20 protein-coding genes are annotated in these 20,120 nt (G+C 69.3%); 12 read left to right on the plus strand and 8 right to left on the minus strand.

Features of this window, described 5'->3' with window-relative positions:
- The first annotated feature begins 95 nt into the window (after positions 1-95).
- The 3 genes from AB0N89_RS30325 (at position 96) to AB0N89_RS30335 (ending at position 2,479) form a co-directional block, all read left to right on the plus strand.
- Entirely contained in the window at positions 96-1,046 is a 951-nt protein-coding gene (locus AB0N89_RS30325; RefSeq protein ID WP_364211376.1) for a hypothetical protein, read from the plus strand.
- 9 nt (positions 1,047-1,055) lie between these two features.
- Positions 1,056-1,763 carry an RraA family protein gene (locus tag AB0N89_RS30330; RefSeq protein WP_364211379.1) on the plus strand — a complete coding sequence of 236 codons (708 nt, stop codon included), beginning with the start codon at positions 1,056-1,058 and terminating at the stop codon, positions 1,761-1,763.
- Between the two features lie 266 nt (positions 1,764-2,029).
- The gene (locus AB0N89_RS30335; protein WP_364211382.1) at positions 2,030-2,479 is read left to right on the plus strand and encodes a DUF1772 domain-containing protein; all 450 of its coding nucleotides are present in this window, start codon (positions 2,030-2,032) and stop codon (positions 2,477-2,479) included.
- Here AB0N89_RS30335 and AB0N89_RS30340 read toward each other — a convergent pair.
- Both AB0N89_RS30340 and AB0N89_RS30345 read right to left on the minus strand, forming a co-directional pair.
- A complete protein-coding gene (locus AB0N89_RS30340) occupies positions 2,427-3,248 on the minus strand; it encodes a ThuA domain-containing protein (RefSeq protein ID WP_364211385.1) in 822 nt (273 codons plus the stop codon). The genes AB0N89_RS30335 and AB0N89_RS30340 overlap by 53 nt on opposite strands.
- Before the next feature lie 3 nt (positions 3,249-3,251).
- Entirely contained in the window at positions 3,252-5,081 is a 1,830-nt protein-coding gene (locus tag AB0N89_RS30345; RefSeq protein WP_364211388.1) for a glycoside hydrolase family 3 N-terminal domain-containing protein, read from the minus strand.
- 133 nt (positions 5,082-5,214) lie between these two features.
- Between AB0N89_RS30345 and AB0N89_RS30350 the strand changes: the two genes are divergently transcribed.
- Positions 5,215-6,099 (plus strand): LysR family transcriptional regulator, encoded by an 885-nt coding sequence (locus AB0N89_RS30350; RefSeq protein WP_364211391.1) that lies wholly within the window; start codon positions 5,215-5,217, stop codon positions 6,097-6,099.
- Between the two features lie 518 nt (positions 6,100-6,617).
- Here the strand turns inward: AB0N89_RS30350 and AB0N89_RS30355 are convergent.
- Positions 6,618-7,412, minus strand: coding sequence for a thioredoxin domain-containing protein (locus tag AB0N89_RS30355; protein WP_364211394.1), 795 nt, complete (start codon positions 7,410-7,412; stop codon positions 6,618-6,620).
- Between the two features lie 2 nt (positions 7,413-7,414).
- Positions 7,415-7,903: a MauE/DoxX family redox-associated membrane protein gene (locus AB0N89_RS30360; protein ID WP_364211477.1), complete on the minus strand. Its 489-nt coding sequence runs from the start codon at positions 7,901-7,903 to the stop codon at positions 7,415-7,417.
- Positions 7,904-7,994: 91 nt separating this feature from the next.
- Between AB0N89_RS30360 and AB0N89_RS30365 the strand changes: the two genes are divergently transcribed.
- Positions 7,995-8,822: a glutamate ABC transporter substrate-binding protein gene (locus tag AB0N89_RS30365; RefSeq protein WP_364211396.1), complete on the plus strand. Its 828-nt coding sequence runs from the start codon at positions 7,995-7,997 to the stop codon at positions 8,820-8,822.
- Entirely contained in the window at positions 8,819-11,203 is a 2,385-nt protein-coding gene (gene hrpB, locus AB0N89_RS30370; protein ID WP_364211399.1) for an ATP-dependent helicase HrpB, read from the plus strand. Before AB0N89_RS30365 ends, hrpB begins: the two co-directional genes overlap by 4 nt.
- 1 nt (position 11,204) lies before the next feature.
- Here hrpB and AB0N89_RS30375 read toward each other — a convergent pair whose 3' ends face one another.
- Positions 11,205-11,993 carry an ion transporter gene (locus AB0N89_RS30375; protein ID WP_364211402.1) on the minus strand — a complete coding sequence of 263 codons (789 nt, stop codon included), beginning with the start codon at positions 11,991-11,993 and terminating at the stop codon, positions 11,205-11,207.
- Between the two features lie 135 nt (positions 11,994-12,128).
- On the opposite strand from AB0N89_RS30375, the gene AB0N89_RS30380 reads away from it, so the two are divergent.
- Genes AB0N89_RS30380 through AB0N89_RS30390 form a run of 3 tightly spaced genes read left to right on the plus strand, consistent with a single transcriptional unit; the run spans position 12,129 to position 14,829 of the window.
- On the plus strand, positions 12,129-13,046 hold the full coding sequence (locus tag AB0N89_RS30380) for an ABC transporter ATP-binding protein (RefSeq protein WP_364211405.1): 918 nt from the start codon (positions 12,129-12,131) through the stop codon (positions 13,044-13,046).
- Positions 13,043-14,086: an acetylhydrolase gene (locus AB0N89_RS30385; RefSeq protein WP_364211408.1), complete on the plus strand. Its 1,044-nt coding sequence runs from the start codon at positions 13,043-13,045 to the stop codon at positions 14,084-14,086. Before AB0N89_RS30380 ends, AB0N89_RS30385 begins: the two co-directional genes overlap by 4 nt.
- Positions 14,083-14,829, plus strand: a complete 747-nt coding sequence (locus tag AB0N89_RS30390) for an ABC transporter permease (protein WP_364211411.1) — start codon at positions 14,083-14,085, stop codon at positions 14,827-14,829. Before AB0N89_RS30385 ends, AB0N89_RS30390 begins: the two co-directional genes overlap by 4 nt.
- A 277-nt stretch (positions 14,830-15,106) precedes the next feature.
- On the opposite strand, the gene AB0N89_RS30395 is transcribed toward AB0N89_RS30390, so the two are convergent.
- The gene (locus AB0N89_RS30395) at positions 15,107-15,652 is read right to left on the minus strand and encodes a TetR/AcrR family transcriptional regulator (protein ID WP_364211414.1); all 546 of its coding nucleotides are present in this window, start codon (positions 15,650-15,652) and stop codon (positions 15,107-15,109) included.
- 43 nt (positions 15,653-15,695) lie between these two features.
- Here AB0N89_RS30395 and AB0N89_RS30400 point away from each other — a divergent pair, with 43 nt between their 5' ends.
- On the plus strand, positions 15,696-16,817 hold the full coding sequence (locus AB0N89_RS30400; RefSeq protein ID WP_364211417.1) for an FAD-dependent monooxygenase: 1,122 nt from the start codon (positions 15,696-15,698) through the stop codon (positions 16,815-16,817).
- Here the strand turns inward: AB0N89_RS30400 and AB0N89_RS30405 are convergent.
- Together AB0N89_RS30405 and AB0N89_RS30410 are read right to left on the minus strand one after the other, a co-directional pair.
- The gene (locus AB0N89_RS30405) at positions 16,762-17,436 is read right to left on the minus strand and encodes a response regulator transcription factor (protein ID WP_364211420.1); all 675 of its coding nucleotides are present in this window, start codon (positions 17,434-17,436) and stop codon (positions 16,762-16,764) included. The genes AB0N89_RS30400 and AB0N89_RS30405 overlap by 56 nt on opposite strands.
- A complete protein-coding gene (locus AB0N89_RS30410) occupies positions 17,411-19,015 on the minus strand; it encodes a histidine kinase (RefSeq protein ID WP_364211479.1) in 1,605 nt (534 codons plus the stop codon). The genes AB0N89_RS30405 and AB0N89_RS30410 overlap by 26 nt, the downstream gene beginning before the upstream one ends.
- Before the next feature lie 125 nt (positions 19,016-19,140).
- On the opposite strand from AB0N89_RS30410, the gene AB0N89_RS30415 reads away from it, so the two are divergent.
- Positions 19,141-19,350: a hypothetical protein gene (locus AB0N89_RS30415; protein ID WP_364211423.1), complete on the plus strand. Its 210-nt coding sequence runs from the start codon at positions 19,141-19,143 to the stop codon at positions 19,348-19,350.
- Entirely contained in the window at positions 19,347-20,105 is a 759-nt protein-coding gene (locus AB0N89_RS30420) for a hypothetical protein (RefSeq protein WP_364211426.1), read from the plus strand. Before AB0N89_RS30415 ends, AB0N89_RS30420 begins: the two co-directional genes overlap by 4 nt.
- The last annotated feature ends 15 nt before the right edge of the window (positions 20,106-20,120 follow it).

Consider the following 20,120-nt stretch of genomic DNA (forward strand, 5'->3'; position numbering starts at 1 on the left):
GGATGTTACTTACCTCCCGATGAGTGTCAGGTGACGCAGACGGGAGGCCCGCACCCCCGTTAAACAGGGCGTACACCACTCACAGGGGGTATTCGATGAAAAGAACGAGCTTGGTCCTGGCCGCCACCGTCACCGCCGGGCTGCTGTCGGCGGGCACCGCGTCGGCGAGCGGATGGACGATGAGCTACCTGCCGTTGCCGCCCGGCGGCAGCGGCACGGCACGGGTGGCCGGCACGAACGGTGCCGGGGGCTACTCGGGGACCGCCGACGGGAGTCTGGTCACCTGGGCAGGCGGGACCTTCGCGGACCACGGCGTCCCGGCGGGCTACACCAGGGTCGAGGCGGCGGACGAGAACGCGTCCGGTTCCGTCCTCGGCAGCGCCGTCTACTACTCGGCAGGAAGCCACTACCCGGGCAAGCACGCCTTCGTCTTCGAGAACGGCGGCTTCCAGTTCCTGGGCAAGGTTCCGGGCTACTACAACTCGCAAGCCCTCGGCACGAACGACCGCGGCGACGTCGTCGGCACGGTGTTCAACGACATTCGCTCCGGCTCCACCGCCGCTTTCTGGCCGTCCGGCGACCGCGAGCACCCGGTGAAGCTGGACGTCCCGCCGTTGCTCTCCCCCGTCGACATCGACCAGGACGGCACCATCCTGCTGAACGAGCAGTTCGGCGGCACCTGGCTCTGGAAGGACGGTGTCCTGCGGCAACTCGTCCTGCCGGAGGGTGTTCGCGAATCACGCGGCATCGCGATCCGGAACGGGAAGGTGCTGGCCTCGACCCAGCTGGGTGACCGGCTCTGGACGGCGTACGACACCTCCCAGGAGGTGCCGGGCGGCATGTCCACCATGGCGCTCAACGGGTCCGGCCTGGTCACGGGATGGATTTCGCCGAGGATCCCCACGGCGTGGTCTCCGGGTGCCCCGGTGACGGCGCTCCCCTCCCCCGGGAACGCGTACGGCACCGTCGTGGGCGACAACGGTGAGATCGCCGGAACGCTGGAGGGCGGTATCGACGGCATCCCCGTGGTGTGGCGCCGTGGCTAAAGTCGGGACATGGATCCCGAAGAGCTTCGGCAGCGGTTCACCCTGCTGACCACCGCGCACCTGACCGACGGCTGCGTCCGCGCCGGCGTCCCGGTCCGGTGCGCGCCCGCCGGCACGCACGCGGTCGTGCCCGGCAGCCGGATCGCCGGGCGGGTGACCCCCGCCCGGCACGTCGGCAGCGTCGACGTCTTCCTGGAGGCGTACGAAATCGCGAACCCCTGCGACGTCCTCGTCGTCGACAACGGCGGCAGGCTCGACGAAAGCTGCGTCGGGGACCTCGCCGTCCTCGAAGCCGAAGCGGCCGGGCTGAGCGGCGTGGTCATCTGGGGGCTGCACCGCGACACCGGCGACATCAAGAAGATCGGGCTGCCGGTGTTCAGCCTCGGCTCGATCCCGACCGGCCCGCTCTCGGTCTCCGCCCGCCCGGACGGCGCGCTCGACTCGGCCGTCGTCGGGGAGTGGACGGTGACGAGGGAGGACCTCGTGTTCGGCGACGAGGACGGGGTGCTGTTCGTCCCGGCCGACCGGGCGGACGAGGTCCTGGACCGCGCCGAGGCCATCCGCGACACCGAACGGCTCCAGGCCGAGCGGATCCGCGCCGGAGAGTCCCTTCGCGAGCAAGTCCGCTTCGCCGACTTCCTCGCTGCGCGCGCGACGCTGCCTTCGCTGACGTTCCGGGAGCACCTGCGCTCGGTCGGCGGCGCCATCGAGGAGTAGCAAGGGACCTTTGCTCTCGCCCGGCGGCCTGGGTGCGCGGAGGCACCGGGCCGGCCTGTCCGTGAAGGCCCCCTTGAGAGACCCAGAGTCCGTGAAGGCCTCCTTTACTACCTTCAGGGTAGGCAAGGAGGCCTTCACGACGCACGAGGCCAGGCCACGGGGGAGCAAGGGACCTTTGCTCTCGCCGAGGCCCCTGACCTGCGAAAAGAGAGCAAGGGACCTTTGCTGTCGCGTCGCCGGGGCCGCCGCTGTGGCAATCTGGGTTCATGCAGGTCAAGACCGGCCGCTGGGCCCGGATCGCCACGGTCGGCCAGGCCCACTGGTTCTTCGGGAACCTCTACGAAGCCGTCGTCGACGTTCCCAGCCTCACCGGCGACCGCTCCCCCGGGCTCCTCACCTCCGGCAGCCCCGCGCGCTACTTCATCCCGGCAGCGCCGGTGACGATCACGTCGACGGCGCTCGCCCTCACCGGCAGCTGGCACGACGGCGGCGATCGGCGCGCGATCGTCACCGCCGCCGCGGGCACGGCCGTCGCCACCGGCATCACGGTCCACCTCGTCCGCTCGGTCAACCTGCCGCTGCTGAAGGAACAGCCGGACCGGATCCGCCGCGAGGAACTCGCCGAGAAATGGCATCGCGCGAACCTGGCCCGGCTGGCCCTGCTCATTCTCGTGCGGTTCGCTTTCCGCCGAGCCACAGCAGACCGTCGACGGTGAAGCGGTTCTGCACCTCGCTCCCGAAGGTCGACGAGAGCGGCTGGTTGGTCTCGTAGTTCATCTTGTTGTGCCCGAAGTTGGCGTACAGCATCTTGTACTTGTTGTTCGTCCAGAGGATCGGGTAGTACCCGCTGTACCAGGACTGGTTCGGGTCGGTCCCGAGCGGGAAGCTCACCGGATCCACCGACGCGAGGATCTTGATGTCCGGGTTCTTGCGCAGGTCGTTGTTCCAGGCGTACCACTCGCTCACCGAAGAGGTGAACGTCGCGGGCAGCCGCGTGGTCGACGGATGCGTCCGGTTCTCCACCTTGAGCGTCGCCGTCGTCGGCCCCCAGGTGTTGGACTTGAAGCCACCCGTGCCGAGGAACCTGTTGTGGTACCAGTCCCAAGCCGACGGATCGGTGGTGAAAGCCGCCACGTGGAAGCCGAAGAACGCCCCGCCCGCGTTCATGTATCGCTCGAAGCCCGAGCGCTGCGCCGAGGTCTGCGGCAGGTCGTCCAGGAACAGCACGACCTGGTACTGCGAGGGCTGAAGCGAGTTCAGCTGGTTCCAGTTGCTGGTCGCGGTGTAGCTGAAGTTGTTCTGTGACGCGGTTTTCGGGAACCACTGGTTGGCTTCCTTGACGAAGCTGATGTGCGCCGCGTCGTAGGTCCCGTTGTAGAAGGCGAGCACTTTGAACGCGGGTGCCGCCTGTGCCGTGACCGGCGCCAGAGCCAGCGCGAGACACGAAACGAACAGCAGAGCGAGCCGGACCGCGAATCTCCTCATACCTCACCACCCATGCCGATAGCGAAGGCCGAACCCGAACGGGAACAGCCCGGACTTTCCATCACCGACGTTGATCGGCTGCTGGTCAGCGCTGTGCATCCACGTCACCGGCAACTTGCCGGTGGGGTTGTAATCACCGAAGAGGACGTCCGCGACGCCTTGACCTTCCGAACCCGGCAGCCACGACGCGATCAGCCCGTCCCAGTCCGGCAGCTGCGCGGCGATGTCCAGCGGCCGCCCGGAAACGAGCACCACCACGGTCGGGACACCGCTGTCCTTGAGCCGCCGCAGAGTCGCGAGATCTTCGGCGTCGAGCCCCATTCCCTCCGGTTTGTCGCCGCGGCCCTCGGCGTACGGCGTCTCCCCGACCACCGCGACCGCGACGTCGTAGGACTCGTCGATCCCGTTCGCGTCCTTGTCGAAGGTGACCGTGGACGAGGCCTTCGCGGTGTGCCGGATCCCTTGCAGGATGGTCGTTCCCTCGGTGACCGGACCGCTCTTGCCCTGCCACCCGACGGTCCAGCCGCCGCTCTGGTTGCCGATGTCGTCGGCGCTCTTGCCCGCGACGAAGATCCGGTTGCGCGACTTGTCGAGCGGCAGCACGCGGTTCTCGTTCTTCAGCAACACCTGCGATGCGCGGACGGCCTTCCGCGCGAGGGCGCGGTGCTCGTCGCTGCCGATGGTCCCGAGGAAGCGGCGATCGGTCAGCGGCCGTTCGAACAGGCCCAGTTCGAACTTCTTCGTGAGGATGCGCCGGTTCGCGTCGTCGATCCGCGCCCGCGTGACCCGCCCGGCGAGGACTTCGGCCTTCAGCGTGTCCATGAACTTCTGGTACTCGAAGGGGACCATGACCATGTCGATGCCGGCGTTGATCGACGCGGTGACCTCGGCCGGCGTGAAGCCCGGTTGCCGGTCGATCTGGTCGATGCCGTTGTAGTCCGAGATGACGATGCCGGAGAACTTCAGTTCGCCCTTGAGCACGTCGTTGATCAGGTAGGAACCGGCGTGCATCTTGAGCCCGTTCCAGCTGCTGTAGGAGATCATCACCGAACCGACCCCGCGGCGGACGGCCTCGCGGAACGGCGGCAGATGCACCGCGCGGAGTTCGGCTTCACTGATGTCGGTCTCGCCCTGATCGTCGCCGCCGGTCGTACCGCCGTCGCCGATGTAGTGCTTCGCCGTCGCGAGGACCGAGCCCGGCGCGGACAGCGAACGGCCCTGCAGGCCGTCGATGGCCGTCGTCATCGCGGAGGCGATTTCCGGTGCCTCGCCGAAGGATTCGTACGTCCGGCCCCACCGGTCATTACGCGCGACGCACAGGCACGGCGCGAAGTTCCAGTCGATCCCGGTGCCCGACACCTCTTCCGCGGTCGCGCGGCCGATCTTCTCGACCAGTGCGGGATCGCGCGTCGCGCCGAGGCCGATGTTGTGCGGGAAGACGGTGGCTCCGTAGAGCCCATTGTGACCGTGGACGGCGTCGACGCCGTAGATCAGCGGAATGCCGAGCCGGGTGGCGAGCGCTTCTTTCTGGAAACCGTCGTACATGTCGGCCCAGGTGACCGCGTTGTTCGGGGTCGGCTGGGAGCTGCCGCCGGAGAGCAGCGAGCCGAGCATTCCCTTGGTGACGTCGCCGGGCGCCTTGACGCCGAGGCGTTCGGCCTGCGTCATCTGGCCGATCTTCTCTTCCAGGGTCATCCGCGAGAGCAGATCGGCCACGCGGACCTTCACCGGCCGCCAGGCGTCCCGGTAAGCGGGGCCGTTTCCGGCCAGTGCCGGGGTGTGCGACCCGAGCACGAGCGCGGCGGCCAGTATCCCCAGGGTGAATCTCCGCATCCGGGTCCTCCTCGACACACGGGGCGTAAGTTCAAGGCTTGAATTAACGCATGATGAAGCTTCCGTGGTCTAGACCTGCGAAAAAGACGGTTCCCACTGACCGGCATCGGCCCGAATCGATAACCTGGGGATTATGGAACTGCGGGACATCGAGATCTTCCTGGCGCTGGCCGACGAGCTGCATTTCGGCCACACCGCGGAACGGCTGCACGTCTCGCAGGCCCGGGTGAGCCAGTCGATCAAGCAGGTCGAGCGCCGGATCGGCGCGCCGCTGTTCGCCCGCACCAGCAGGCGGGTCCGGCTCACGCCGATCGGCGAACGGCTACGGGACGACCTCGGTCCCGCCTATCGTGCGCTGCACGAGGGCATCGATCGCGCGGTCGCCGCCGGGCGCGGGACCGGCGGCGTGCTGCGGCTGGGCTTCGAGGCGCCCGGCGTCGCCGATCTGACCGAAGACCTGCTGGACCGTTTCCGGCGGCGCTACCCGGACACGGAACTGCTCATCCGGGAGGCCGATTTCGCCGATCCGTTCGCGATGCTGCGCTCGGGTGAGATCGACGTCCTGGTGACGCTGCTCCCGGTCGACGAACCCGATCTCGCGACCGGACCGGCCGTGCACACCGAACCGATGGTGCTCGCGGTGTCGTCGAAACACCCTTTCGCGCGACGGAAGTCGGTCACCCTGGACGACCTCGCCCGCGACACCGTCCTCCGCGCGGCGCATCCGCCGGAGCCGTACTGGATCGAGGAACCGCGGCGATGGCTGACGCCTGCCGGGCACCCGGTGACCCGGGGCAAGCCCTTCGCGACGTTCCAGGAGTTGCTCGCCGCGATCGCCACCGGCGCCGGCATCTGCCCGCTCGCCGCGCACGCGCGGGAGTACTTCAGCCATCCGCGAATCCGCTTCGTGCCCTTCGCCGGCGCGCCCGACGTCGAGTGGGGGCTCGTCTGGCCGCGCTCCGCGGAGACAGCCCGCGTACAGGCCTTCGCGGCCGTCGCCTCCGCTTCGCTCCCCTGACTCCCGCATTTCGCCCTCTAAATGCGGTCCATGCACACGCAACTACCGCATTTCGCCCACTAACGCGATCCTTGCGCGCGCAACTACCGCGTTTCGTCCTCTGAATGCGGCGGGAGAGCACACGAATCGCCGCTCACGCCCCCTCTGTACCGAAGCGGCGCTGGCTCGTGGTCGCCGGTGTCGCGAAAGCCACTTTCGGGACGTCTGATGTCGCGAAAGTGGCTTTCGCGACATCCGAGGCCAGGGGTGAGCGGGTGCGAGGGGTTCGCCGCCCACGATCGCCCCACCCCTGCTACCGATGACCCCCACAGGAACGCGTTGCGAAAGTGGCTTTCGCAACGCGTCCTCGCCGCCAGACAGCACTGGGTGGTGCGAGTCCCGAGCGGTAAGCCGGGAGAGCAAGGGACCTTTGCTATCGCCCTGCCGCACCCCAGCCCCGACCAGCCCCGACCAGCGTGAAGGCCCCCTTCCCTCGGCTCAGCCGAGGGAAGGGGGCCTTCACGCGAGTCCCGAAAGAACTAGCCGAGGGCCTTCTCCAGCCAGTTCTGCTCCAGCTTCACGACCTGACCGTTCGCGGTCACGGTCGGCGTCCCGAAACCGGGGCCGTTGCCGAAGTCCTGCTGCAACGACGGATCCGTCGAGATCTTCTTGTACGCGTCCTGGATCTGCTGCTCGTAGACGCCGGTGTTGATCGCCGTCGCGAACGCGGGGTCGGTGATGCCGACGTCCTGCCCGAGCTTGATCAGCTGCGCCTTGTCGAACCCGCGCGCGCCTTCCTGCGGCTGATCCTTGAACAGCGCGTCGTGGAAGGCGAGGAACTTGCCCGCGTCGGCCGCGGCGAGCGAGGCGTTGGCCGAGTCCAGCGAGTAGCCCGGCGGGTCGGAACGCTGGTTCAGCATCGGCAGCATGTGGTACCGGACCTGGATGGTCCCGTTGTTCACCTGCTCGTGGATCTGGTCCTTGAACGACTCTTCGAACTGCTTGCAGATCGGGCACAGGAAGTCGGCGTAGACGTCGATCGTCTTCTTGGCCTCCGGCTTGCCGGCGGTCACGACGGCTCCGTCGCGCTTCTCGACGACACCGGGCGCCCAGGTGCCCGATTGCGCCGTGATGTCCTTGCCCTCGGTGGTGTTCTTGCTGGACGTCGTCCAGATCACGCCACCGATCACCAGCGCGGCGAGCACGACCACCGCGACGGTGATCGCGACGACCTTCTTCTTGTCGCCGCCCGCGACGCCCCTGGCCTGTGCCACCGAGCGCGCCGCCGTCTGCTGCTGCTTGCGTTTCCGAGCGTTGCGCTCAGCTCCACCCACGATTATTCGTTCCCTTCAGCGATACCCACATAGTCGTCGTCGGCGGGGCCCCCGGAGTTCCCGAGCCAGCCGTCCACCGACAGCCAGGTCCGCGGCCGCACGATCAGCCAGACACCGAGGAGCGCGAATCCGAGGTCCCTGGCGATCTCCTGCGGATACTGCGTCTGATCCGCGGCGATCTGACCGCCACCGCCGAAGCAGCCGCAATCGATGCTCAGCCCGCGCGCCCAGGATTGGGCGATCGCGGCGATGAGCACCGCGAGCAGCAGCACCGACAGCACCGAAACCCAGCGGGTCACGAACCCGGCGAGCAGGAGCAGGCCGAGCGCCAGTTCGACGATCGGCATCCCGACGGCGACAGGGCGCACGAGCCCGTCCGGCAGGACGTCGAAGGCCTGCACCGCAATGTAGGTCTGTCCCGGATCGCTGATCTTCAGCGCTCCGGAAACCAACCAGACGGCGGCGAGTCCGAGCCGGGCGAGTGTGCCCACGGCGTCGAGTACGACTTGGGGCGGTCTACGCACGGGCCTAGGCTAGCCGTCGACCCTGAGAACAACGTGAGGCGGCGGACGGAGGCACCCGATGAGGGGACGCGCCCTGCTGATGGCTTGCTTGATGCTGGTCACAGCGGCGGCCTGCGGCAAAGAGGCGGGCCCGTCGGATTCCCTGGTCGCCCGTGCCGTCGCGTTCAACAAACTCACCATCGGAATCCGCTTCGACCAGCCGGGGCTCTCCCAGCAGACGGTCGACGGCCGGTACGTCGGGTTCGACGTCGACGTGGCGAAGTACATCGCGAGCGAATTGGGCGTCGACGAGGATCACATCACCTGGCACGACAGCAGGCCGTCGTCACGCGAGACGGACATCACCTCCGGGATCACGGACCTGATGGTGGCGACCTACTCGATCACCGAGAAACGCAAACAGGCCGTCGCCTTCGCCGGGCCGTATTTCGACACCGGCCAGGACCTGCTCGTCCGTCTCAGGTCGACCGACATCACCGGCCCCGAGAACCTCAACGGCCGCAAGCTGTGCGCCGTGGGCGGCACCACCTCGGCCGAGCAGGTGCGCGACAAGTTCGCGCAGGCCGTCCAGCTCGTCGAGTACCCGCGCTACCAGGACTGCGTCACGGCGCTGCTCGCGGGACAGGTGGACGCGGTGACCACCGACGACGTCATCCTGGCCGGTTACGTGGCGCAGAACCCGGAGTTGCTGAGAGTCGTCGGCAAGCCGTTCTCGAAGGAGAAATACGGCGTCGGCCTGCGCAAGGACGACATCGAAGGGCGGGCGGCGGTGGCCAAGGCCATCCGGAAGATGATCTCGTCCGGGGAATGGCTCGAATCGCTGAACCGCAACATTGGCCCGTCCGGCTACCGGATCCCGCCTCCGCCGCAGGTCACCGAGCAGTGAGCCTTCCCGATCTGCCGGTTCGCGCCGTCCTGCCCGAACTCGAAGCCGCGCTCGACGCCCATGGCACCGCGGTCCTCGTCGCGCCTCCGGGCACCGGCAAGACCACGCTGGTGCCGCTCGCTTTGGACACCGGCGAAGGCCGGGTGATCGTCGCCGAACCGAGGCGGCTGGCCGCGCGAGCCGCGGCGGCGCGGATGGCGTCGCTGCTGGGCGAACGCGTCGGCGAGACGGTCGGCTATTCGGTGCGCGGAGACCGGAAGGTTTCGTCTTCGACGCGGATCGAAGTGGTCACCTCGGGGCTGCTCGTCCGGCGGGTGCAGGGCGATCCCGAACTGGCCGGGGTGTCGACCGTCCTGCTCGACGAATGCCACGAACGCCATCTCGACGCGGACCTGCTGCTCGCGCTGCTGCTGGACGTCCGCGCCGGGCTGCGGGACGACCTGCGCCTGCTCGCGACGTCCGCCACCGTCGCGGCGGGACGGCTGGCGGCCCTGCTCGGGGACGCTCCGGTGATCACCGCCCAGGCGCGGACCTATCCGGTCGACGTCGCGTACTCCCCGCCCGTGCGCGGCGAGCGGATCGAGGCGACCGTGGTCCGCGCGATCCACAAAGCACTGTCCGAAGGAGACGGTGACGTCCTCGCTTTCCTGCCGGGAGCGGGTGAGATCGCCAGGGTGAGCGGAATGCTCGACGGCCTGGACGCCGACGTGCTGCCGCTGCACGGCCGGCTGCCGGCGGCGAGCCAGGACGACGCGCTGCGCCCGCGCGCCCGCCGCCGGGTGGTGCTCTCGACGTCGGTCGCCGAGTCGAGCCTGACCGTGCCGGGCGTTCGCGCGGTGGTGGACTGCGGGCTGTCCCGGGTGCCACGGGTCGATCACCGGCGCGGCCTGCCGGGACTGGCGACGGTCCGGGTTTCGGCCGCGGTCGCGGAACAGCGCGCCGGACGAGCCGGACGCGAGGCGCCGGGACGCGCTTACCGCTGCTGGGCGGCGCACGAGCAGGGTTCCCTTCCCGCGTACCCCGAACCCGAGATCAGGACGGCGGAACTGGCGCGGTTCGCGCTCGAACTCGCGTGCTGGTCCACTCCGGACGGTTCCGGCCTCGCCTGGTGGGATCCGCCCGGCGAAGGCGCGCTGGCCGCCGGTCGCGCGCTGCTGACCACGCTCGGCGCGACCACGGAAGACGGAACGGTGACCGAACGCGGCCGGAAGATGGCCGGACTGGGCCTGCATCCGCGGCTGGCGCGGGCGTTGCTCGACGGCGCGGCGAGGACCAACGCGCGTTCGGCGGCCGAGGTCGTCGCGCTGCTGGACAGCGGCGGCACGCTCACCGACCTCGAAGCCGAACTGCGGCGCGTGCGGGGCGACGAGCGCTGGAAATCCGACGTGCGACGGCTTTCCAAGCTGGTACCCGACGGTGGCGGCGCGGCCGATCCGGCACTGGTCGTGGCGTTGGCGCACCCCGAACGGCTCGCGCGACGGCGTTCCTCGGGCACGCCGGTGTATCTGATGGCCGGTGGGACGGCGGCGGAACTGCCACGCGGCAGCGGGCTGGCCGACGTCGAATGGCTGGCGGTGGCCGAAGCGACCCGGGATCCCGGCCGCGCGCAGGGCGTCATCCGGCTGGCCGCGCCCGCGGGCGAAGACCTCGCGGTGCGCGCGGCGCCGAATCTGATGTCGGCGGAGGACGAGGTGCGCTGGTCCTCGGGTGACGTCGTGGCGCGTTCGGTGCGGCGGCTCGGGGCGATCGTGCTGTCGGAGAAGCCGTTGCGCTCGCCCGCGCCGGACGCGATCCGCGCCGCGTTGCTGGACGGTTTGCGCGCCGAAGGGCTCGGGCTGCTGCGATGGCCGGAAGACGGGCGACGGCTGCGCGAACGTTTGTCCTTCCTGCATCGGGTGCTGGGCTCGCCTTGGCCCGCGGTCTCCGATTCGGCTTTGCTGTCCACTTTGGACAATTGGCTCGATCTCGGCTCGGCGCGGCGCCGATCGGACCTGGCGTCGCTGGACGCGGGCGCCGCGTTGCGTGGGCTGTTGCCCTGGCCCGAAGCGTCGCGCCTGGACGAGCTGGCGCCGGACCGGCTGGAGGTGCCGACGGGTTCACGGATCCGGGTCGACTACTCGGGCGAGCAGCCGGTGCTGGCCGTGAAACTGCAGGAGACCTTCGGCTGGCTCACGACGCCGGAACTGGCGGGGGTGCCCGTCGTGCTGCACCTGCTCTCGCCCGCCGGACGGCCGGCCGCCGTCACCGCCGATCTGGAGTCGTTCTGGCGCAACGGTTACGCGGCCGTGCGCGCCGACCTCCGCGGGCGCTACCCGAAGCATCCCTGGCCGGAAGACCCGCTGAGCGCCGCGCCCACCCGGCGGGCCCAGCGCCGGGCGTGACTCAGTCCATCAGCTGGTGCTGAGGCCGGGTCGGCAGCCGCGACGCCAGTTCCTCGTCGTCTTCGCGCTCGTTCAGCCCGAGCTGCACCGCGCTCCGGATCTGCTCGCGGTTCTCCCGGACCACATGCGCGAAGAACTCGTCGATGCGCGGATCCGTCAGCACCTCGAGGATCACGCGCATCGCGGTGTCGATCACCGAACGCACCACCTCGTCGTGGAACGGCAGCTTGGAAAGCCGTCCCGCCTGCGGGTCGTTCTTGAGTTTCTCGGCGATGATCCCGCGCAGCAGCGTCTGGTTGTCGCCGAGTGAGCGCGCGAGGTTCTGCGGGTAGTTCCCGGTCTCCAGCACCTTGACGACCTCGTCGAGCACCGCGATCGTGATCGGCTTCTTGATCGCCAGCACGATCGGCCGCGAAAGCCGTTCGACCAGCCGCTGGGTGAACCGCTCCCCGAAAGCGCGGTCGGCCGTGCGCGCGAGGCGGACGAGCACGACCAGGACCCGCAGCAGCCGGAACCCGCGCAGTGCCGGATGCGCGATGGGGATCATGCCGAGGATCTCGTACCAGTTGCGCAGCGGGAACCACTTCTCCCAGCCGTGACGCCGCCATCGCCACAGGAATTCCAGCGCGAAGATCCCGCACACCGTCGTGTCGATGACGAAGACAATGTGCGCCGTCTCCGCCGAATGCGGGAAGAACGTCACGTAGACGAGCAGCCCGACGGAGAACACGGCGAGGACGAGCATCACCAGGTCTAGCGGATTCACGCGCCGTTGTTCGCGGGTGGTCATGCCGCCGATTCTGCCTTTCCTCCGTGACTCGTGCCGAGCGGCACCTGCCGAAAGTAAGGGGTGGCCGATGACTTCGGGGCAATGCCCTCGGGTGCCTCCGCGCTGAAGACTTCAAGGACACGAAGGAGGGCGCGGATGATCACGCTTCGAGGACTCACGAAGCGCTATGGCGAAAAGACGGTGGTCGACGGGCTGACCTTCGCCGTCGAGCCGGGCAAGGTGACCGGCTTCCTCGGTCCCAACGGCGCGGGCAAGTCGACGACCATGCGGATGACACTCGGCCTCGACACGCCGAGCGCGGGCGATGTCCGCATCGACGGCAAGCGGTACGCGGACCTGCCGTATCCGCTGCGCGAGGTCGGCGCTCTGCTGGAGGCCAAGGCACTGCACCCCGGCCGGAGCGCGGGCAAGCACCTGCTCGCGATGGCGCGCAGCAACGGGATCCCGGAGAGCCGGGTGGACGAGGTGCTCGCGACGGTCGGCCTCACCGACGTCGCGGGCAAGCGGGCCGGGACGTTCTCCCTCGGCATGGGCCAGCGGCTCGGGATCGCCGGCGCGCTGCTGGGCGATCCACGCGTGCTGATGTTCGACGAGCCGGTCAACGGCCTCGACCCCGACGGCGTCCGCTGGGTGCGGCATCTGATGCGTTCGCTCGCGGCGGAGGGCCGCACGGTGTTCGTGTCGAGCCATCTGATGAGCGAAATGCAGCTGACCGCGGACAGGCTGGTCATCATCGGCAAGGGAAAACTGCTCGCCGACGCCCCGGTCGACGAATTCATCGCGGGCAATTCGCGGACTTCGGTCGCGGTGCGGGTACCCGTTCCCGCCGAACTGCGCGCGCTCGAACAGCGTCTGCGCGCGCTCGGCGCGACCACGGAAACCGACCGGGACGAACTGCTCGTGCACGAACTGCCGGTGCACCGCGTCGGCGACGCCGTGCACGAACTCGGGATCCGCGTGCACGAACTCGCCGAGCGGACCGCGTCACTCGAACAGGCCTACATGGAATTGACCGCGTCGTCGGTCGAATACGGAACAGGAGTAGCGGCATGAAGTCACTCGTGGTCACGGTGGCGGTGATCGCCGGCCTGCTGGGGGTGCCGGCGGCCGCGTCGGCGGCACCTGCGAAGCCGGAGTTGTCGCTGCCCGCGCCGGGCGGTCCGCTCCCGATCGGGTTGCGCACGCTGCATCTCACCGATCAGCAGCGAGCCGATCCCTGGGTGCCGGAGAAACGGCGTGAGCTGATGGTCAACGTCTGGTACCCGGCCGTCCCGATCGGGCGCGCGCCGTCGTACATGACGACGGCGGAGTCGGCGGCCGCGGTCGCCGGGCGGAAACTCGATCTGCCGCCGGACGCGCTGAGCAAGATCCGCGTCCACTCGCGGGAGAACGCGCCTTCCCTGCCCGGACGGCGTCCGCTGGTGGTGCTGTCGCCGGGTGCGGGCAACAACCGGATGACGCTGACCTCGGTGGCGGAACACCTTGCTTCCCAGGGTTTCGTGGTCGCCGGGATCGACCACGCCTACGAAGCCTGGGCGACGGAGTTCCCCGACGGACTGCGCCAGTGTGTCGCTTGTGGACAGCAGCCCGACCCTTGGCCCGCCGCGATCGCGAACCGCGCGATCGACACGTCGTTCGTCGTCGACACCCTGCTGAAGGACCGGCGCTGGTCGATCGACGCCGGGAAGATCGGGATGGCCGGTCACTCGGCGGGCGGTTCGGCGACCGCCGCCGCGATGGTCGCGGACCGGCGGATCAAGACGGGCGTGGACGTCGACGGCCCGTTCTACGGCACCGTTTCCCTCGACCGGCCGCTGCTTCTCCTCGCGAGCCCGATCGGCGAGAAGCATTTCGGCCCGACCTGGGACGAGACCTGGCCGCGGCTCACCGGGCCGAAGGAACGGTTCCTGGTCAAGGACAGCGGCCATTCGTCGGTGACGGACGCGGCGATCCTGATCGACCAGCTGGGGCTGCGGCCGCAACTGCCTCCTGCCGAAGTCGAGAACCAGTACGGCTCGATCGACTCGGGGAAGGCGCTGGACTTCTTCCGCGCCAAGCTGACCGGCTTCTTCAAGCAGTGGAGCGCACGATGAACGCGATCTCTTCGGAATGGACGAAGTTCTGGTCGGTCCGGTCGACCTGGTGGTGCCTGATCAGCGGACTCCTGCTGATGCTCGCCTATTCCGGTGCGCTGGGCATGGCCGCGAACGCGGGCGTCGAACGCTCGATGGCACCGCACGCCGTGGTGACCGGGGCGGCTTTCTACCTCACCCAGTTCGCCGTGGTCGCGCTGGCGACACTGTTCATCACGAGCGAGTACGCCAGCGGCAGCATCCGCTCGACGTTGCAGTGGGTCCCGGTGCGGAACCGGGTCCTCGCCGCGAAATCGGCCGTACTGGTGCCGGTGCTGTTCGGTTACGGCGTCCTGAACACCCTCGCCGGGGTGGCGATCTCGGCACCGCTGATCCCGGCACGGGATTCTTCGGTGGGCGACGTCCTCGCGACGTCGGCGAGTATGGGCGGCTACTTCGCGCTGCTGGGCCTGCTCTGCCTCGGCCTGGGAACGGCGCTGCGGAGCACGGCGGGGACGATCGTGACGGTGTTCGTGCTGCTGGTGATGATCCCGATGTTCGCCGGCTCGCTGGGCGGAGAGGACATCGTGAACTACTTCCCCGGCTTCGCGGGTGTCAGCGCGATGGTCACTTCAGGGGAGCCGAACCCGATCTTCGGCGGCGTCGCGCCCTACGCGCCCTGGGTCGGCATCGCGCTCTGTACGGCGTGGGCGGCGGCCGGTCTCGTCACCGGTTCCACCGTCCTGCGGCGCCGCGACGCCTGACAGGGAGCAAGGGGCCTTTGCTCTCGCTTGTCTCAACATCGAGAGAAGTGAGAGCAAAGGTCCCTTGCTCTCTTTGCGCAGGTGGGCGCTGTGACTGTGTGGATTTCTGCTCATCCAACGCACCAAAATCCACACGGTCACCGGGCATCGAGGGTGTGTGGAGACAGGGACACTCAACGTCCCTATCTCCACACACCCCTCGCGACAGCAAAGGTCCCTTGCTTCTTCCGCACCCAAACCGCAGGTCAGCACCCCCGGCGATACCAAAGGTCCCCTGCTACCCCGCGACCCCGAGCCCCGCCAGCACCTCCCGCGCCCCCGCCGTCAGCTCCGCCAGCCCCGGCGGCCGCAGCGACCCGGTCCCGGCCAGCGCGTCGAAGATCGTCCCGTCCAGCCACGCGACGAGCACCCGCGCGTGCCGCTCCGGCTCCGCCGATTCGCGGTCGGCCAGCACCTCGGCGCACCGCCGCCGGATCACCAGCCCGCCGCGGTCGTAGGCCTCGCGCAGCTCCGGCCGCCGCGTCGCCTCCAGCGCGAACTCGTACCGCGCGAGCATCCGCGTCCGCCCGCCCGTGATCGCCGCGTGCGCGAACCCCGCCACGTACTCGGCCAGCCCACCGGGTGGCAGGTCGAGGGTGACCTCGTCGAGTTCGACCATCCGCGAGATCGCCAGCTCCAGCAGCGCCGCCCGCGTCCGCGCGTAGTACGACGTCGACCCCGGCGGCAGTCCGGCGAACCGGTCGACCGCGCGATGCGTCAGCCCTCGCATCCCTTCGGCCGCGATCACCTCGATGGCCGCGTCCCCGATCGTCGCCTTTCGCACTCTACAAGTGTAGTAGTACTCTACACATGTAGAGGAGGTCGACATGCCCAAAGCGATCGTGGTCGGCGGAGGAATCGGCGGACTGACAGCCGCCATCGGACTGCGCGGCATCGGCTGGGAGGTCACCGTCCTGGAACGCGCCCCGGAGCTCACCGCCGTCGGCGCCGGCATCTCCCTGTGGCCGAACGCCCTGCGCTCACTCGAAACACTGGACATCCACCTCGGCGACCTGCGGGAACAGTCGTCGGGCGGCCTCCACGACCGCGAAGGCCGTCGCATCACCCGCTGGGACGCCGAGGCGTTCCGCCGTCACCACGGCCGCCCGCTCGCCGCCATCCACCGCGCCGACCTCATCGGCGCGCTCCGCGACGCTCTGCCCGCGAACCGCGTCCGCACCGGCTTCGAGGTCGCAAGCCTCGACGATCTCGACACGGACGTCATCATCGCCGCCGACGGCATCCACAGCGGGATCCGGAAACAGCTGTGGCCGCGCCATCCCGAACCGGTCTACAGCGGCAGCACCGCCTTCCGCGCGGTGACCGCCCCTCCCCGGCCGGTCGAGCTCAGCACGAGCTGGGACGACGGCGCCGAGATCGGCGTCCTCCCGCTGCACGACGGCCGCGTCTACTGGTGGGCGAGCTACGTCGCCGAAGCGGGTATCCGCCACGAAGACCCGAAGTCGTACCTGAAGAACCGCTTCGGCGGCTGGCACGCGCCCATTCCCGGGCTCATCGACGCGACCGACCCCGAAACGCTGCTGCACCACGATCTCTACCTGCTCGGCACTCCCCTGCCCTCCTACGTGAAGGGCCGCGTCGCCCTCCTCGGCGACGCGGCCCACGCGATGCCGCCGTTCCTCGGGCAGGGCGGCTGCCAGGCGATCGAAGACGCCGTCGTGCTCGCCGCGGCGCTCAGCACCACCGAAGATATCGACACGGCGCTGAAGAGCTACGACGAGCAACGCCGGCCACGCGCCCAAGGCGTCGTCAAAGCCTCGGTTCAGGCCGGGAAAGCCGGACCACAGCTGCGCAATCCGCTCGCCGTGGCCGTCCGCAACGGCGTGCTCCGCCTGCTCCCCGGCGCGCTCACCGCCCGCATCGGCGCGAGCGTCAGCGGCTGGACTCCTCCCGTTCCCCGCCGACCAGTCCCGCCTCGTACGCCGTGATCGCCGCCTGCACCCGGTTCCGGGCGCCGAGCCGGTTCAGGATCGTGCTCACGTAAGCCTTCACGGTGCCTTCGACGACGAACAGCTTCGCCGCGATGTCCGCATTGGACAGTCCGGAACCCAGCAGCGCCAGCACTTCCTGCTCACGCGGCGTCAGTTTGCCGACCATCTCCTTGGCCTCTTCGGCACGGGAGACCTGGTAGCCGGAGAACCGGGCGATGACCCGCTGCGCGACCTTCGGCGAGAGGAAGGCCGCGCCACCGGCGACGGCGTGGATCCCCGCGAGCAATTCGCGGGGATCGCCGGATTTCACCAGGAATCCACTCGCGCCGAGACCCAGTGCGCGCTCGATGTAGGAGTCTTCGCCGAACGTGGTCAGCATGATCACGCCGACCTCCGGTAGCAGCCGCCGGATCTCTTCGGCGGCCTTGAGCCCGTCCATGACCGGCATCCGGATGTCCAGCAGCACGACATCAGGCCTGGTCGCGCGCGTCTGCTCGACGGCGGCGCTGCCGTTCTCGGCCTCCGCGACCACCTCGATCCCGGCGTCCGCCGCCAGAATCGCCGACACCCCGGCGCGGATCATCGCCTCGTCATCGGCCAGCACCACCCGGATCATCCGGGTTCCCCCTTTGCTCGTCTTCACTGATCACGTCCTTCGCCACGAGTTTCCCGTCGGCGAAGCACAACCGGTAGGCCTCGTAGCTGGAGTTGAACAAGCTGCGCTCGGTGCCGTAGTACTCGCAGATCGCTCCGGCGGGCACCGGCGATTCCACCCCCCGTGGCCTCGCGATCCGCTGGCTGCCGGGCAGCGCCGACGCGATCTCCGCCCGCGTCTGGCCCAGCCGGATGCGATCGTAGTCGCCGCCGGGGAGGACCGAGCCGTACCACTGGACGAGGAACACGGCCCCGCTGATCGCGACCACCACGCCGAAGAGCCCGATCGGCACGACGATCGCCTGGATCAGGCTGCGCCGGACGTCGCGGCGCGCACGCTCCAGTTCTCTGGCCGAAACGGACTGTCCCACCTCGGCGTCCATCGCCGCCTGGCTCTCCGGCGATTCCTCCGACGGCGCCGCGTCGTGCGGCAAGGTCGCGCTGACCTCGAATCCGCCTTCGTGGGGTCCGGCCCGCAGAGTCCCGCCGACCAGCCGGACCCGCTCCCGAAGTCCGATCAGGCCGCGTTTGCCCGAAGTCCTGCCCGGCAGCGGCCCCGCGGGGGGCGCGGCGTTCGTGACCACGACGTCCGTCCGCCCCGCCGAACGCACGACCCGGACGGTGACGGCGGCCCCCGGCGCGTGTTTCACCACGTTCGTGACCGATTCCTGGACCACGCGATACGCGCCGCGGTCGACCATCCGCGGCTCACCGTCCACCGGGCCGTCCACGGAGGACTCGATCAGCACGCCCGACGCCCGGGCACGGTCGAGCAGGTCGTCGATGCTCTCGTCCACCGGTTCGGTCGGCGCGTCGTCCTCGCGCAGGACCCCGATGATCTCGCGCAGCCGTTCGGTCGCCGTCGCGGCGCTCTGCCGCAGTTCGCCCGCGGCCTGCCGCTGGGGCTCGTCGAGCCCGCCCGCGACCTCCAAAGCCGCCGCGCGCACCGCGATGAGGCTCAGCTCGTGGCCCAGCGAGTCGTGCATGTCGCTGGCGATCCGGGTGCGCTCGCGCAGCCGCGCGCGGTCGGCGACGAGCCGCTGACGGCTTTCCATCTCCTCGGCGCGGCGCCAGCCGTCGCGCGACATGTCCTCGCGCTGCCGGATGTACCGGCCCATCAGCCACGGCGTCACCGACGCGAAGACCAGGACACCGAGCAGGGCACCCCAGGACGCGAACCCGTCCTTGCTCCACACCAGCGCGACGGGGACCGCGATCAAGGAAACGACGGTGAAGAGGCGCAACATCGGCTTCGCGACCGGTTGCCGGTAGCCGGCGAGGTAGCTCACCGCGACCAGGACGAACCCTTCCCAGACCGGCACCCGGCCGCCGAAGCTGCCCATGACCACGAAACTGGCGACCATCGCGATCCCGAGCGAGACCAGCGGATACCGGCGCGACACCGCGATCGCGGCGGTGGTCGCGGCGAGCCCGCCGAACAGTTCCCACTGCTTCGTGCTGGATCCGGCGTCGATGACCACCCAGCCGCAGAGCCCGAGCCACAGGGCGACGTCCATGATCAGCCGTCGCGCGCGCCGCACCGGCGCCTCTGCGTCCTTCACAGGCCTGGACGCTACAAGTCGCGCCGAGCCGTCCGCCATGGACGAAAGTAAAGGTCCCCAGATCATCCGGTCTCCGCCCGATTCATGAGGCATGATGATCGACCATGGCCGAGCGCACACTCACCGGCCAGCTAGGCGGTCCTGTCCCGGCAGGCATCGAAGCGCTGGCCGACAACAAAAAGCAGGACCTCTCCGACGCGTTGCGCGACGCGCGCCACCGTCAGGCCAAGGCCTTGGCCGAGGCGGGCGAAGAGGGCCTGAAGTACGTACCCGCCCTCCTGCGCGGCACCATCCGCAAGGTGGTGGGCCTGTGACCACCGGAAACTTCGCCGCGCAGGCGGAGATCCTCAAGCTCGCCCGCGTCCTCGGCACCGATCCCGAACGACTGTCCTACCTGGAGAGCGTGGACGCGGCGGAGCTCCAGGCGTTCCGCGAGCAGGTCACGGACACCCTGTTCGACGCCAACCTCGCCGCCCTCGAACGGATGGCGATGGCGAGCAAGCTCGTCCCGAGCCCGATCCTCGCGAAGATCGCCGAGAAGGTCTTCGGCCCGCTTCTGTGCGCGCGGATCGCCGGACTCGTGGACGCCTCCAGGGGCGTCGACGTCGCGAAGCGCCTGAAGCCGCAGTTCCTGTCCGACGTCGCGGCCGAATTGGATCCGCGCCGGGCGAGCGCGATCATCGCGCGCATCCCGCTCGACACCGTCGTCGCGGTCGCCGGCGAACTGGTGCGCCGCGAGGACTGGATCACCGTCGGCCGCTTCGTCGGACATCTGCCCGATCCGACCGTGCGCCGGGCTCTCGGCGTCATCGGCGACGAGGCGTTGATCCGCATCGCGTTCGTCCTCGACGACAAGAGCCGGATCGATCACGTCCTCGGGCTGCTCTCCGAAGCCCGGTTCCGCGGTCTCCTGCAGGTCGCGGCCGCCGACGAGGATCTGTGGGCGCCGGTGCTCGACCTGCTCACCCACCTGAGTGAGAAGCGCGTCGAGCAGTGGTCCCACCTGCTCGACGAGCTTCCGCCCGCGTTGCGTGAACGGGTTCAGGAGACCCTCGACCAGGCCTCCTGACCGCAGGGGGAGCAA

Source organism: Amycolatopsis sp. NPDC089917, from assembly GCF_040684635.1.
Lineage (GTDB): Bacteria > Actinomycetota > Actinomycetes > Mycobacteriales > Pseudonocardiaceae > Amycolatopsis.

Coding starts and splice junctions, on each gene's coding strand:
- AB0N89_RS30325 (WP_364211376.1), top strand. CDS start 96: ATGAAAAGAACGAGCTTGGTCCTGGCCGCCACCGTCACCGCCGGGCTG.
- AB0N89_RS30330 (WP_364211379.1), top strand. CDS start 1,056: ATGGATCCCGAAGAGCTTCGGCAGCGGTTCACCCTGCTGACCACCGCG.
- AB0N89_RS30335 (WP_364211382.1), top strand. CDS start 2,030: ATGCAGGTCAAGACCGGCCGCTGGGCCCGGATCGCCACGGTCGGCCAG.
- AB0N89_RS30340 (WP_364211385.1), bottom strand. CDS start 3,248: ATGAGGAGATTCGCGGTCCGGCTCGCTCTGCTGTTCGTTTCGTGTCTC.
- AB0N89_RS30345 (WP_364211388.1), bottom strand. CDS start 5,081: ATGCGGAGATTCACCCTGGGGATACTGGCCGCCGCGCTCGTGCTCGGG.
- AB0N89_RS30350 (WP_364211391.1), top strand. CDS start 5,215: ATGGAACTGCGGGACATCGAGATCTTCCTGGCGCTGGCCGACGAGCTG.
- AB0N89_RS30365 (WP_364211396.1), top strand. CDS start 7,995: ATGAGGGGACGCGCCCTGCTGATGGCTTGCTTGATGCTGGTCACAGCG.
- AB0N89_RS30375 (WP_364211402.1), bottom strand. CDS start 11,993: ATGACCACCCGCGAACAACGGCGCGTGAATCCGCTAGACCTGGTGATG.
- AB0N89_RS30380 (WP_364211405.1), top strand. CDS start 12,129: ATGATCACGCTTCGAGGACTCACGAAGCGCTATGGCGAAAAGACGGTG.
- AB0N89_RS30385 (WP_364211408.1), top strand. CDS start 13,043: ATGAAGTCACTCGTGGTCACGGTGGCGGTGATCGCCGGCCTGCTGGGG.
- AB0N89_RS30390 (WP_364211411.1), top strand. CDS start 14,083: ATGAACGCGATCTCTTCGGAATGGACGAAGTTCTGGTCGGTCCGGTCG.
- AB0N89_RS30400 (WP_364211417.1), top strand. CDS start 15,696: ATGCCCAAAGCGATCGTGGTCGGCGGAGGAATCGGCGGACTGACAGCC.
- AB0N89_RS30405 (WP_364211420.1), bottom strand. CDS start 17,436: ATGATCCGGGTGGTGCTGGCCGATGACGAGGCGATGATCCGCGCCGGG.
- AB0N89_RS30415 (WP_364211423.1), top strand. CDS start 19,141: ATGGCCGAGCGCACACTCACCGGCCAGCTAGGCGGTCCTGTCCCGGCA.